Annotated in this window: 13 protein-coding genes; 7 read left to right on the top strand and 6 right to left on the bottom strand. The window is 64.2% G+C overall.

Annotated elements, in window-relative coordinates:
• From IRZ12_RS10015 to IRZ12_RS09985, 7 genes are all read left to right on the top strand, one after another.
• Window positions 1–588 (top strand): SDR family oxidoreductase (locus tag IRZ12_RS10015; RefSeq protein ID WP_296467928.1); only part of this gene is annotated, 588 nt, incomplete at its 5' end.
• Between the two features lie 58 nt (window positions 589–646).
• Window positions 647–1,855, top strand: a complete 1,209-nt coding sequence (locus IRZ12_RS10010; RefSeq protein WP_296467926.1) for an acyl-CoA dehydrogenase family protein — start codon at window positions 647–649, stop codon at window positions 1,853–1,855.
• On the top strand, window positions 1,852–2,907 hold the full coding sequence (locus IRZ12_RS10005) for a phosphotransferase (protein WP_296467921.1): 1,056 nt from the start codon (window positions 1,852–1,854) through the stop codon (window positions 2,905–2,907). Before IRZ12_RS10010 ends, IRZ12_RS10005 begins: the two co-directional genes overlap by 4 nt.
• 9 nt (window positions 2,908–2,916) lie before the next feature.
• Window positions 2,917–4,560, top strand: a complete 1,644-nt coding sequence (locus tag IRZ12_RS10000) for an acyl-CoA synthetase (protein ID WP_296467919.1) — start codon at window positions 2,917–2,919, stop codon at window positions 4,558–4,560.
• Window positions 4,561–4,740: 180 nt separating this feature from the next.
• Entirely contained in the window at window positions 4,741–7,074 is a 2,334-nt protein-coding gene (locus IRZ12_RS09995; RefSeq protein ID WP_296467917.1) for a cytochrome P450/oxidoreductase, read from the top strand.
• Window positions 7,075–7,137: 63 nt separating this feature from the next.
• A complete protein-coding gene (locus IRZ12_RS09990; protein WP_296467932.1) occupies window positions 7,138–7,608 on the top strand; it encodes a tRNA (cytidine(34)-2'-O)-methyltransferase in 471 nt (156 codons plus the stop codon).
• Between the two features lie 110 nt (window positions 7,609–7,718).
• Complete coding sequence (locus IRZ12_RS09985; protein WP_296467915.1) at window positions 7,719–8,849, top strand: cobalamin-independent methionine synthase II family protein; 1,131 nt, start codon at window positions 7,719–7,721, stop codon at window positions 8,847–8,849.
• Between the two features lie 107 nt (window positions 8,850–8,956).
• Here the strand turns inward: IRZ12_RS09985 and IRZ12_RS09980 are convergent, their stop codons facing one another.
• The 6 genes from IRZ12_RS09980 to IRZ12_RS09955 all read right to left on the bottom strand — a co-directional run.
• Window positions 8,957–9,967, bottom strand: coding sequence for a tripartite tricarboxylate transporter substrate binding protein (locus IRZ12_RS09980; protein ID WP_296467913.1), 1,011 nt, complete (start codon window positions 9,965–9,967; stop codon window positions 8,957–8,959).
• A 44-nt stretch (window positions 9,968–10,011) separates the two neighbouring features.
• Complete coding sequence (locus tag IRZ12_RS09975) at window positions 10,012–10,596, bottom strand: TIGR00730 family Rossman fold protein (RefSeq protein ID WP_296467930.1); 585 nt, start codon at window positions 10,594–10,596, stop codon at window positions 10,012–10,014.
• A 26-nt stretch (window positions 10,597–10,622) separates the two neighbouring features.
• Entirely contained in the window at window positions 10,623–11,714 is a 1,092-nt protein-coding gene (locus IRZ12_RS09970; protein ID WP_296467911.1) for an NAD(P)H-dependent glycerol-3-phosphate dehydrogenase, read from the bottom strand.
• Between the two features lie 11 nt (window positions 11,715–11,725).
• Window positions 11,726–12,238, bottom strand: a complete 513-nt coding sequence (gene secB, locus IRZ12_RS09965) for a protein-export chaperone SecB (protein ID WP_296467909.1) — start codon at window positions 12,236–12,238, stop codon at window positions 11,726–11,728.
• A 118-nt stretch (window positions 12,239–12,356) separates the two neighbouring features.
• Window positions 12,357–12,635 carry a glutaredoxin 3 gene (gene grxC, locus IRZ12_RS09960; RefSeq protein ID WP_296467906.1) on the bottom strand — a complete coding sequence of 93 codons (279 nt, stop codon included), beginning with the start codon at window positions 12,633–12,635 and terminating at the stop codon, window positions 12,357–12,359.
• A 4-nt stretch (window positions 12,636–12,639) separates the two neighbouring features.
• Window positions 12,640–13,028 (bottom strand): rhodanese-like domain-containing protein (locus IRZ12_RS09955; protein WP_296467904.1); only part of this gene is annotated, 389 nt, incomplete at its 5' end.

The raw sequence follows: 13,028 nt of genomic DNA, 5'->3' as shown, positions 1-13,028 counted from the left end.
TTTAAAACTACAATCCTCCGCCCCCCCCCTTTGGGGGCCCCCCCCGCGGGGGGGGGGGCGGCGAGGCTCATTGGCCCCGTCGACGTCGTGGTCAACAACGCAGGCATCGCCCTCCACGAGCGTGCGTTGGATCTTTCCGAAGACGCATGGTCGGGAGTGATCGACGTCAATTTGAACGGAGCCTGGCGCGTCGCCCAAACAGCCGCACGCCATTTCGTCGCCCATGGGCGGCCTGGCGTACTCATCAACATCGCATCCATACTGGGCCTCCGGGTCGCTGCACAGGTGGCCCCCTATGCCGCCTCTAAGGCAGGGCTACTGCATCTTACCCGGGCGCTTGCACTGGAATGGGCGCGCCATGGAATTCGCGTCAATGCCTTGGCCCCTGGCTATATCGCCACCGACCTCAACCGGGAGTTCTTCGCATCTCCCGCCGGCCACGCGCTGATCAAGCGCGTGCCGCAACGGCGGCTGGGCAGACCTGAGGATCTTGACGGACCTTTGCTGCTACTGGCCTCGGCCGCGTCATCCTACATGACTGGGACCGTGATCGAAGTGGATGGCGGGCACCTGTCCAGCTCGCTTTAGATCTCTCTTCGGCAACGCCACCCACAAAATCGCATGGTCACATGGAGACACCCACCCTATGGACTTTTCCCTCCCCGCAGAGCTCGAGGATTACCGCCAGCGCGTGCGACGGTTTGTCGAGCGCGAGCTGATCCCGCTCGAAGCCGACCGGGCCAACTATGACGCGCATGAAAACATCTCTGAGCCCGTTCTGGAGAATGTACGCAGGAAGGTCCGCACGGCGGGGTTGTGGGCCCTTCAAATGCCGCGCGAACGTGGCGGCCAGGGGCTTCCCATGGTGGGCCTCGCAGCGTGCTACGAGGAGATGAATCGATCGATCTTTGGGCCGGTAGCATTCAACGCCGCCGCACCGGACGACGGGAACATGCGACTGCTCGCGCAAGTCGCACGCCCCGACCAGCAAGACCGCTGGTTGCAACCCATCATTGACGGTAAGGTTAAGTCTTCCTTCGCGATGACCGAGCCACATCCAGGCAGCGGCTCCGATCCGTCAATGATGCGCACCACGGCCACGCGCAAAGGCGACAAGTGGATCGTGCACGGCCGCAAATGGTTTATTACGGGCGCCGGCGTAGCGCGGCATTTCATCCTTATCGCACGCACATCCGACGATCCACGCAAGGGGCTCAGCGCCTTTCTGTTCGACGCTGAACAACCCGGATGGCGCATAGAGCGCCGCATCCCGATCATGGGACCGGAAGAGCATGGGGGACACTGCGAGCTGGTTTTCGAAGGGCTGGAAATCCCAGACGAAAACCGCCTGATGGCAGTTGGAGATGGTCTCAAAGTCACTCAAATCCGCCTCGGTCCGGCACGGCTGACCCATTGCATGCGCTGGCTCGGCCTCGCCCGCCGCGCAATGGAGATCGCGGTCGAGTACGTAGGACGGCGCAGCAGCTTTGGCCAGAAATTAGCCGAACGCGAAGGCGTGCAATGGCTGCTGGGGGAAGCGGCGATGCAGATCGAGATCGGGCGACTGCTCACCATGCGCGCTGCTGCGCGCCTGGATCAGGGCGATTACGCGCGAAAAGAAATTTCCATGGCCAAGATCGTCGTATCGGAAGCCTTGCACAAGGTGGTCGATACCGCATTGCAGCTCAACGGTGCCCGAGGGTATTCGAAGGACACGCCGCTGGAATGGATCTACCGCTACGCACGCCAGGCCCGTCTGGTGGACGGTGCTTCCGAAGTACACAAGATGGTCTTGGCCCGCTATCTCATGGACGAAGGCGATTCGTTCTGGCGTTGGGACGGAGCTGGAGCATGAACACGTCCGACGGTCATACCGCATTTCAGCCTGATTGGGCTTCCGGCCTGGCTACCTATCTCCAGGCGCTGGGACTGGCCGATGCCGCAAGCCTCCGGATACGACCGCTCGCGGGCGGACAGTCCAATCCCACGTTCCTGCTCGAAGACGCCTTGGGCGTTCGAGTGCTGCGCAAGCAACCGCCCGGCACCTTGCTGCCTTCAGCCCACGCCATCGATCGCGAATATCGGGTCATGGACGCGTTAGCCAACACGGCCGTGCCGGTGCCTCGCATGCTGCATTACTGCGATGATCCCCAGGTAATCGGCACGCCGTTTTACCTCATGAGCTACGCAAGAGGGCGTGTATTCATGGACCCCGCTCTCCCTGGCATGGCCCCCGCTGAACGCACAGCCATCTACACCGAGATCGGTCGCGTGCTAGCTGCCCTGCACTCCATCAATCCCGCCGAAGTCGGGCTGGGCGACTTCGGGAGAACTGGTGACTACTACGCGCGCCAGGTGGCCAGATGGACCCGTCAGTATCGAGATACAGCTACCAGCTCCATTCCCGCCATGGACGCACTGATCGACTGGCTGCCGCAGCATCTGCCTGCGGACGATGGCCAAGTCTGCCTGGTGCACGGCGACTACCGCATCGACAACCTGGTATTCGACACCAAGGAGACACACGCCATCGCCGTTCTGGACTGGGAACTCTCCACGCTTGGCCATCCGCTAGCCGACCTCGCCTACCACTGCATGTGCTGGCGCGTACCTCCCAGGCTCTGGCGCGGAATAGGCGGGTTGGATTTCCGCGCCCTGGGCATTCCCGACGAAGAGACCTTCGTGGCGACGTATTGCACCGCGCGCAACATCGATCCGCCGGCGAACTGGGATTTCTATCTTGCCTACAGTTTCTTCCGAATCGCGGCCATTCTCCAAGGCGTCTACGCGCGCGCCAAGGCCGGCAATGCGGCAAGCGCCGACGCCTTGGAAATGGGAGCGCGGGTGGCGCCTCTGGCAGAACTCGGATGGGAGGCAGCCTGCCGCGAAAGCGCACGTTCGTCCTGAGAGTCGATCATGAACACAACCACTGTTGACACCTTGCCCCGCAATGCTGCCAACCATGTGGCACTTACGCCTTTAGGTTTCCTGCAATGGGCCGCTGACGTCTTCCCGGAAAAACCCGCCCTACTGCATGGATGCAGGAGTCAAAGCTGGCACGCGACGCGCCAGCGTTGCCAGCAAATGGCCGGCGCCCTCAGGGACTGGGGCGTCGGTCATGGGGACGTCGTAGCAGTACTCGCTCCGAATGTGCCCGCGCTCTACGAGGCACACTTCGGCGTTCCCATGGCCGGAGCCGTCCTGAATGCTCTAAACACGAGGTTAGACGCCGCCACCCTCGCATATATCCTTGAGCACGGACGCGCGAAAGTGCTGATGTACGACAGCGAATATGCCGGCCTGGTGCGCGACATATTGCAGCGACTTAAGTCCCGGCCCCGCATCATACGCATCGAAGACTCGGAATACACGGGCGAGCACGGCACGCTTGGCGACGCAGAGTATGAAGCGTGGCTCGCGACACAACAACCCGACGTGGCATGGACTTGGCCCGAGGACGAGTGGCAAGACATCTGCCTCAATTACACCTCCGGCACGACAGGCAACCCCAAGGGCGTGGTCTATCACCATCGGGGCGCGTACCTGAACGCGGTCGGCAACGTCCTGGCGTGTGGCATGCCGCCGCATGCAGTGTATTTGTGGACTTTGCCAATGTTCCACTGCAACGGATGGTGCTTCCCCTGGACGCTGGCGGCTGTCGCGGGCACCAACGTCTGCTTGCGCAAGGTCGAAGCTGCGGCCGTATTCTCAGCCATCCGGCGCCATCAGGTCGGCTATTTCTGCGCCGCACCCGTCGTGCTCAACATGTTGATCAACGCTCCCGCCGAAGTACAGCACCGCGCCATACATCCCGTACACGCATTGACGGGCGGCGCGGCACCTCCCGCCGCGGTGATAGAAGCCATGGAACAACTTGGCATATCAGTCACGCATCTATATGGTCTGACGGAAACCTACGGGCCGTCGGTCAGTTGCGCATGGCACGAGGAGTGGGATGAACGTCCGCTAGCGGAACGCGCGTCACTGAAAGCGCGCATCGGCGTCCGCAAGCTAAACATGGAGTTCGTGCGAGTAGTGGACGCGCAGCTGCAGCCCGTGCCCGCCGACGGTGCGACACTCGGGGAAATCGTGATGCGCGGCAACACCGTAATGAAAGGATATCTTCGCGATCCACGGGCGACCGACGAAGCTTTCGCCGGCGGATGGTTTCATTCGGGCGACCTCGGCGTCATGCACCCAGACGGCTACATAGAAATCAAGGATCGGGCCAAAGATATCGTCATTTCGGGTGGAGAAAACATCTCGACGGTCGAGATAGAGAGCGTACTGTACCGTCACCCTGCCATCCTAGAAGCGGCCGTGGTGGCGCGGCCCGACCCCATCTGGGGCGAGACGCCGTGCGCCTTCGTCACGGTAAAAGACGGCTCGACGTGCTCGGCCGAAGACGTGCTGGCGCACTGCCGAACCCACTTGGCACGCTTCAAGGTGCCCCGCACGGTGATATTCGGCCCGCTTCCCAAGACCGCCACCGGCAAAATCCAGAAATACCTTTTGCGTCAGCAGGCAGCAGCGTTGGACGACTCCGCACCTCGCAGCTGAGGGCCAGGCCGGACCCTTTTTCTTTTTCGTATGCGGCCGCATGCTGCTACGCTGCCGCAGTGCAGGCGCTCCCGCGGCACACCCTCGCGCCTGGGTTCGTCTCATGAGTCTCCGCATTGCGAAATTACGCAATGCGTACAATAATTACGCAAAACACGGATGCTTTTCCGGGAGACACCCATGGCCGCTACCCCACCCTCCACCGGGGGCTGCCCCGTTCATGCAGCGATGACCACTAGCCCGACGGGCTGCCCCGTCAGCGCCCGCGCAGCCGAATTCGATCCATTCAGCGACGCCTACCAGCAAGACCCGCCTGAATACGTCCGCTGGGCGCGCGAGCAGGAGCCCATTTTTTACAGCCCCAAGTTGGGTTATTGGGTCGTTACGCGCTACGACGCGATCAAGGCGATTTTCCGCGACAACATTACGTTCAGCCCGTCGATCGCGCTCGAGAAGATCACGCCCACCGGCCCGGAAGCCAACGCCGTGCTGGAACAGTATGGCTATGCGATGAACCGGACGCTGGTCAACGAGGACGAACCGGCGCACATGCCGCGGCGGCGCCTCTTGATGGAACCGTTTACGCCGGAGCACATCAGGCATCACGAGCCGTTGGTCCGGAAGCTGACGCGCGAGTATGTGAATCGATTCATCGACGACGGCCGCGCCGACTTGGTCGACCAGATGCTGTGGGAGGTGCCGCTCACGGTAGCGCTGCATTTCCTGGGCGTTCCGGAAGAAGACATGGACACGCTGCGGCGCTATTCCATCGCCCATACGGTCAATACGTGGGGGCGTCCGAAGCCGGAAGAGCAGGTGGCGGTCGCGCATGCGGTCGGCAATTTCTGGCGGTACGCCGGCAAGGTCCTGGAGAAAATGCGGCAGGACCCGGACCAGCCGGGCTGGATGCAGTACGGCATCCGCATGCAGAGGCTGCATCCGGACATCGTGACAGACTCCTATCTGCACTCGATGATGATGGCCGGCATCGTCGCCGCACACGAGACGACGGCGAACGCGGCGGCGAACGCCATCAAGCTGCTCCTGCAGCACCCCGACGCCTGGCGCGACATCTGCGAGGATCCTACGCTGATTCCCAACGCGGTCGAAGAGTGCCTGCGCCACAACGGTTCGATCGCAGCCTGGCGGCGGCTGGTGACGCGCGATACGAAGATCGAGGGCGTGGACGTTCCCGCGGGCGCCAAATTACTCATCGTCACATCGTCGGCCAACCACGACGACCGGCACTTCGCCGACGCGGATTTCTTCGACATCCGCCGGGAGAATGCGAGCGACCACCTGACCTTCGGCTACGGCTCGCACCAGTGCATGGGCAAGAACTTGGCGCGCATGGAGATACAGGTCATCCTCGAAGAGCTGACCCGCCGCCTGCCCCACATGCGACTGGCCGAACAGCGTTTCACCTATGTTCCGAACACATCATTCCGCGGCCCGGAGCACCTCTGGGTGGAGTGGGATCCCGCACAGAACCCCGAGCGCCGGAACCCCGGCATCTTGCAGGCCCAGGCCCCAGTGCGGATCGGCGAACCCTCGCGCCACGCCATCGCCCGCACGGTGGTGGTGGAGAGCGTGACCCGCATCGCGGACGGCATCGTGAAACTCCGCCTGGTCTCGCCCGACGGCCGCGCACTGCCTCGCTGGACGCCTGGCTCGCACATCGACGTCGAATGCGGCGCACCGGACCGCTCCCGCCAATACTCCCTCTGCGGCGACCCGGCCGACGAACACGCGCTGGAAATCGCCGTACTGCACGAACCCACCGGCCGCGGCGGTTCGGCGTGGATACACGGGCAGGTACGCGCCGGCGACAAGCTCCGCATCCGCGGGCCGCGCAATCATTTCCGCATGGATGAGACCGCCGGCAAGCTGATATTCATCGCGGGCGGCATTGGCATTACGCCCATCGCAGCCATGGCCCGCCGCGCGCTGGAGCTCGGGCTCGATTACGAGCTCCACTACAGCGGCCGCAAGCGCTCCAGCATGGCGTTGCTCGCGGAACTGGCTGCCCTGCACGGCGATCGCCTGCACGTCTACGTGTCCGAAGAAGGCCGGCGCAACGACCTGGCCGCGCTGCTGGGCCGGCCGCGCGTGGGCTGGCAGGTCTACGCCTGCGGGCCGAAGCACATGCTCGAAGCCGTCCAGGCGCATTGCGCGGCTTGGCCCGCGGACGCGCTGCGCGTCGAGCACTTCGAATCCGACCTCCCCCAGCTCGACCCAGCCAAGGAACACGCGTTCGAAGTCGAGCTGAAAGACTCCGGCATCACGATCACGGTCCCGGCGGACAAGACCGTGCTCGCTTCCCTGCGCGCGGCCAATATCGACGTGTCCAGCGACTGCGAGGAAGGATTGTGCGGCACCTGCGAAGTGCGCGTGCTCGCCGGCGAAGTCGATCACCGCGACATGGTGCTCACCAAGGCAGAGCGGGAAGCGAACAACCGAATGATGACGTGCTGCTCGCGCGCCCGGGGCAGCAAGCTGGTGCTGGAACTATAGCGGGCCGGCCGGGGCGGGCAGATGCGTTACCATCGCCCCATTCTTCCGGTTACCTCCCGCATTGTGTTCCACGTCATCCTCGTCCGCCCCGAAATCCCGCCCAACACGGGGAACGTCATCCGGCTCGCCGCCAACACCGGCGTGCAGCTCCACCTGGTCCGGCCGCTCGGGTTCGAGCTCGAAGATGCCAAGCTGCGCCGGGCCGGGTTGGACTATCACGAGTGGGCCTCGGTCGCAGTGCACGACGATTTCCCGGCCGCCGTGGCCGCCACCGGGGCGGCTTCGGACCGGGTGTTTGCCTTCACGACGCGGGGCTCGCGGCTGCTGGGCTGCGCAAACTTCCAGCCCGGGGACGTGTTCGTCTTCGGCAGCGAAACGGCAGGACTGCCGCCCGCCATCCGCGACGCGTTCCCCGATGCGCAGCGCCTGCGGCTACCCATGCGGCCAGGCCAACGCAGCCTGAATTTGTCCAATTCCGTGGCCGTCGTCGTCTTCGAAGCCTGGCGGCAGGCGGGCTACGCCGGTGGGGTATAGCGCGCCGGCGCGGGGCCGCTAACATATACGTGCCTAGATGAGGAGACGGGTGCGCTCGGATCGCACCTCGCAGGGGCGGCTCTGCCGCCTGACCAGAAAAAGGAGAATATATGGCGATTCTGACCACCCACGTCGGCAGTCTTCCCCGCGGCGACGAACTCGCGCGTCTGCTGCTTGCGCTCGACCACGGGGAAGAAGTCGATACCGAACATTTCGAGCGCACCGTCCAGGCCGCGATCGACGATGCCGTACGCAAGCAGGTCGAAGCCGGCGTCGACATCATGAGCGACGGAGAACTCGGCAAGGTCGGCTACGCCACTTACATTACCCAGCGCCTGGAAGGCTTCGGCGGCCACATCGACCGCATGCCGGCGAAGGACCTCGCCGACCTTCCCGACCTGAGGAAAAAGCTCACGGCCATCATGGGGTCACAGGAATTCGTGCGGGCCGCATGTATCGGCCCGGTCAAGCTGCGCACCCTGGAGCCCTGCCATGCGGACATCCGCCGCTTCAAGTCGGCGCTCGAGCGCCACGGCCAAGGCCGCCGGGCTTTCATGAACGCCGCATCGCCCGGCCTGGTGACCGCATTCCAGCCCAATAAGTATTACCCCACCCACGAAGCCTATCTGGCCGATCTCGTCGATGCGATGCGGCCGGAATACGAAGCCATCGTCGCGGCCGGCTTCGACCTGCAGCTAGATTGTCCGGATCTCGCCATGGCGGCGCATACGGGCTACCAAGCCCTGAGCGAAAAAGAATTCCTCGAACGCGCCAGGCAAAACGTCGAAGCGCTTAATGCAGCTACCCGCGGCATCCCCCCGGAGAAGCTCCGCATGCATATCTGCTGGGGCAATTATGAGGGGCCGCATCACTGCGACATCCCATTGGAAAAAGTCATCGACATCGTCTTGGCCGCCCGGCCCATGACGCTGCTATTCGAGGCGGCCAACCCTCGTCATGAACACGAATGGGAGATTTGGCGTGACGCCAAGCCGAAGGACAAGATCCTGGCGCCCGGCCTCATCGACAGTTGCTCCAACTACGTCGAACACCCGGAGCTCATACGCCAGCGAATAGAGCGCTACGTGCGCTTCATGGGCGAAGAGCGCGTCATCGCGAGCACTGACTGCGGCTTCGGCACCTTTGCCAACTACGGCAAGATCGATCCGGCCGTGACCTGGATGAAGCTGGCGGCACTGCGGGAAGGCGCGGATCGCGCGGCTGCCCGCCTGCATGCGTAGGGCTCTACGGAGCCCCGCGTAGGTTCCCGCGCCGCGGCAAATGGCTGGGCCGAGGCAGCGGGCACCTGCCCGCGTACTTCAGGGAAGGCCCGGGCCTGCTTTTTCGATTAATCCAGCGTCAGGTTCAAGCGCTTGATGACCGCGCCCAGCACCTGCTGTTCCTTCTTGATCAGCGCAGTCAACCCTTCCGGCGTAGTCGGTGCAGCCGTGAAGTACTGGGCGGTCAATTGCTTTTGTACTTCTTCGTCCTTGATGATCTGCACCAACTCCTTGTTCAGCCGGTCGATGATGGGCTGCGGGGTGCCGGCCGGCATCAGGATGGCTTGCCAGGAAATGACTTCGAAGTCGGGCACGCCCTGCTCGGCCATGGTGGGTAGGTCGGGCAACGCCGGGCTACGCTTGGTACTGGTCACTGCCAAGGCCTTGATCTTGCCGTCGCGCACCTGGGGCATGGCGATGGCGGGCACCATGAACCCGGCCTGCACTTGACCGCCCAGCATCGCCGTCACCACTTGCGGGAAGCCGGCGTACGGCACGTGCAGGAGGTCCAACCCTTCTTTGCCCTTGAGCAGTTCCATGGCCAGGTGTGCGGAGCTGCCCGCGCCGACCGACCCGTAATTCAACTTGCCCGGCTCCTTCTTGGCCAAGTTGATGAAGTCGCGCACGGAATTGACGTTCAGCGACGGCGGCACGACGAGCACGTTGGGGCTGGTAGCCACCAAGGTAACCGGGGCCAGGTCTTTGAGCGGGTCGTAGTTGAGCTTGGAGTACAGCGCCGGAGCCGTTGCGAGCGGCCCATTGATGGTGAAGAGCATCGTGTAGCCGTCGGGAGCCGAGTGCGCCACCGTGCCGGTGCCGATGTTGCCCCCTGCACCCGGCTTGTTGTCGATGACGATGGCCTGGCCCAGCTGCTTGCTCAAGGGCTGGGCGATCACGCGCGCGATGATGTCGGGCGAGGAACCGGCGGGGAAAGGCACGACCAGCTTGATGGGCCGGCTCGGCCAATCGCCTTGCTGGGCGGCTACCACGGGATTGGCGACGATGCCGGCGACCGCGGCCGCGGCGGCGCCCAAGAGGCGGCGGCGCATGGCCGACGCAGGGAAAGCGGGAAAGAGCATGGATATCTCCGTATTAGTAATCGTGATGCAAAGGGGGTGCTGCTTCAAACCGCCTCGCTGTTCTTGGCCCACCGGTCCACTTGTACCGGCTGCGCAGCGGCCAGTCGGTCCAGCAAGCGGTCGATATCGGTATCGACGATCAATGCGTCGAGGTGCACCGCGCGCACGAAGCCCTGCTCATGGGCGTGCCGCGCAAATGCGAGTAATGCATCGTAGTAGCCGTTGGCGTTCAGCAACCCCACCGGCTTGGTGTGATAACCGAGCTGCTGCCAGGTCAGGACTTCGAAGAGCTCGTCGAGGGTTCCGAACCCACCCGGCAAGGCGACAAAGGCATCCGAGAGTTCGACCATGCGCGCCTTCCGAGCGTGCATGGTAGGCACGACGAACATCTCCGACAAGCCCTTGTGGCCGACTTCCCGCTCCCACAGGCGCTCGGGTATGACGCCTGTGACCGCCCCCTTGGCTTCGAGCGCGGCATTCGCGACATGCCCCATCAGGCCGACGCTGCCGCCACCATACACCAGGCGAAGCCCCCTCCGGGCCAGCGTCCGGCCGAATTGCTGCGCCACTTCGGCGTAGATCGGGTCATTCCCCGTGCTCGCGCCACAGTATACGCACACCGCCTTCATTTCATTGCTCATCAGATGGACCTGCTTCATGTCTGGGCGCCTACATCCCGCGCTCCATCGGCACGCGCGGAATCGGCTTCCGACTTGGGATCGCGGGCAAGCAAGCGCGAAACGGCCTCGGCCGGCGCCACCTGCTCGAACAACACTGCGCATACGGCCTCGGTGATCGGCATCTCGATGCCGTGGCGATGCGCCAGCTCGCGTACGGCCGTCGCGCAGCGCACTCCCTCGGCCACCTGGGTCATGTCGCCAAGAATCTCGTCCAGGGCGCGGCCCTTGCCGATTTCCAGGCCGACGCGGCGATTGCGGGATAAATCGCCGGTGGCGGTAAGGATCAAGTCGCCCAGGCCGGTCAATCCGGAGAAAGTGTCGGCCTGCGCGCCGAGAGCCACGCCTAAGCGGGTGATCTCGGCAAGGCCCCGGGTGATGAGCGCGGCACGGGCGTTGGCGCCCATGCCAAGGCCGTCGCCGATGCCGCACGCGATGGCCATGATGTTCTTGACTGCCCCGCCCACTTCCACGCCGACCACGTCCTCGCTGGCATAGACGCGTATGGCGCCACCGTGCAAGGCGTCGGTGACGCGATCCCGCAGTTCGATGCTAGTGCTCGCGACGGTAAGCGCCACGGGCAACCCCTGGGCCACCTCGCGCGCGAAAGACGGTCCGGACAACACGCCGGTCGAGATCCCCTGCGAGCCGGCGAATACCGCCTCGGCGATGGCATGCGGCAACCGCCCCGTTTGCGCATCCAGCCCCTTGCACGTCCACACGACGGCGAGGTCCCGCATCCCGCAACGGGCTGCGCCTGCCGCCACGTCGCGGCAGGCCTGCTCCATGCCTGCCACCGGCACGCCGAGGATCAGCAGCGGCCGGGCTCCCTCCCGCAAATGGTCGAAGACCTCGCCCATGTCGGCCGTGGTACGCAGCGACGCAGGCAATGCGATGCCCGGCAGGTAATCAGTATTCTCGCGGGTGTCGGCGATGCGGCGCGCCAGCTCCGGGCGGCGCGCCCACAACAAGGTGGGATGGCTGCGGGCGCACGCGGCGGCCAAGGCCGTCCCCCAGCTGCCCGCCCCTAGGACGGCGACCTGCACTTCCGGGGCCGTCGTTTCCGCCATGGCTCGGCCGGTCAGTGCTTCTCGCCGAGGCCGGTCGGCAGGATCAGCCCGCTGCTGTTGCCGGCCTGGGCCACCTTCTGCTCGGCGGCCGCCTGGGCCAGGCGCTGTTCATAGATGGCCTGGAAGTTCACCTCGGCCAGGTGCAGGGGCGCCATCGAGGCGCGCGTGATCGCATCGGCAATGTTGCTGCGCAGGTAGGGATAGATGATGCCCGGGCAGGCGATGCCCAGGATCGGATCGAGCTGCTCCAGCGGGATGTTGGCCAGCTCGAAAATCCCCGCTTGCTTGCCTTCGACCAGGTACAGCACTTTTTCGCCGATCTTGGTGGTGACGGTCGCGGTGACGGTCACTTCGAACACGGTCTCGGCCAGCGCCTGGGCGCCGACGTCGATGGCGACCTCCACGCCGGGCTGCTCGGTTTCGAGAAAGATCTGGGGTGCGTTGGGCAGCTCGAGCGAGAGATCTTTCAGGTAAACGCGCTGGATGTTGAAGACGGGGGCTTGTTGCTGTTGGTTGTCGGACATGGGAAAAATTCAGAAAACGAAAAGCCTGCTGGCTAGACCCGGCCCCCGGTACGCGCAGAGCCGATACGTGTACATCTATGAAAACACGCCGGGCACCTCCCGGCTACTACATCATCGGTCAATTGGCTCCCGTCGCAGCCTCGCCGTTGAGCAGCGGCACCAGGCCTCCTGCACGGTCGAGTGCGGCGAGGTCGTCGAAACCGCCCACGTGCGTGTCGCCGATGTATATCTGGGGCACCGTGCGCCGCCCGGTGCGTTCGATCATTTCGCTGCGCCGCTCGGGCTCGACGTCGATGCGCACCTTCTCGATCTGCTCCACGCCGCGCTGCTTGAGCAGCATTTCGGCGCGCATGCAGTAGGGGCAATACCCCGTGGAATACATCAGCACCTTTTGCATCACGCTATCCTTTCTTGATGGGCATGCCGGCCTGCACCCAGCCCGCAATCCCGCCCGCCAGGCAGGTTACTTCGGCGAATCCCTGCGCCTTGAACTGGGCCAGGGCCTTGGCGGCGTCACGGCCGGTCGCGCCCACCAGGATGAGCGGCTTATTCTTGGGAAGGCTGCCCGCCTTCTGCGCCAGCTCGGCAACCGGGACGTTGCGGGACTGGGCGATGTGCCCCGCGGCGAACTCGGCCGGCGAGCGCACGTCGACGAAGATCGCGTGGCGCTGATTGACCGCGGCGGTGGCTTCGGCCGGGCCGATGGAGCCGCTGCTTTTGCCGCTCCGCAGGGACTGCCACAGCAACATGCCACCAGAAACGAGCGCCAGTGCAATGAGAAGAATGTTGT

The organism is Pigmentiphaga sp. (genome assembly GCF_019689535.1).
Taxonomy (GTDB): Bacteria; Pseudomonadota; Gammaproteobacteria; order Burkholderiales; family Burkholderiaceae_B; genus Pigmentiphaga.
Note: the sequence above shows the minus strand (reverse complement) of the source record. Positions and strands in the feature narration are given on the sequence as shown.

What these genes read in the sequence shown, in the direction of transcription:
- IRZ12_RS10010 (WP_296467926.1), top strand. Translation starts at nt 647, where the DNA reads ATGGACTTTTCCCTCCCCGCAGAGCTCGAGGATTACCGCCAGCGCGTG.
- IRZ12_RS10005 (WP_296467921.1), top strand. Translation starts at nt 1,852, where the DNA reads ATGAACACGTCCGACGGTCATACCGCATTTCAGCCTGATTGGGCTTCC.
- IRZ12_RS10000 (WP_296467919.1), top strand. Translation starts at nt 2,917, where the DNA reads ATGAACACAACCACTGTTGACACCTTGCCCCGCAATGCTGCCAACCAT.
- IRZ12_RS09995 (WP_296467917.1), top strand. Translation starts at nt 4,741, where the DNA reads ATGGCCGCTACCCCACCCTCCACCGGGGGCTGCCCCGTTCATGCAGCG.
- IRZ12_RS09985 (WP_296467915.1), top strand. Translation starts at nt 7,719, where the DNA reads ATGGCGATTCTGACCACCCACGTCGGCAGTCTTCCCCGCGGCGACGAA.
- IRZ12_RS09980 (WP_296467913.1), bottom strand. Translation starts at nt 9,967, where the DNA reads ATGCTCTTTCCCGCTTTCCCTGCGTCGGCCATGCGCCGCCGCCTCTTG.
- IRZ12_RS09975 (WP_296467930.1), bottom strand. Translation starts at nt 10,596, where the DNA reads ATGAAGGCGGTGTGCGTATACTGTGGCGCGAGCACGGGGAATGACCCG.
- IRZ12_RS09970 (WP_296467911.1), bottom strand. Translation starts at nt 11,714, where the DNA reads ATGGCGGAAACGACGGCCCCGGAAGTGCAGGTCGCCGTCCTAGGGGCG.
- secB (WP_296467909.1), bottom strand. Translation starts at nt 12,238, where the DNA reads ATGTCCGACAACCAACAGCAACAAGCCCCCGTCTTCAACATCCAGCGC.
- grxC (WP_296467906.1), bottom strand. Translation starts at nt 12,635, where the DNA reads ATGCAAAAGGTGCTGATGTATTCCACGGGGTATTGCCCCTACTGCATG.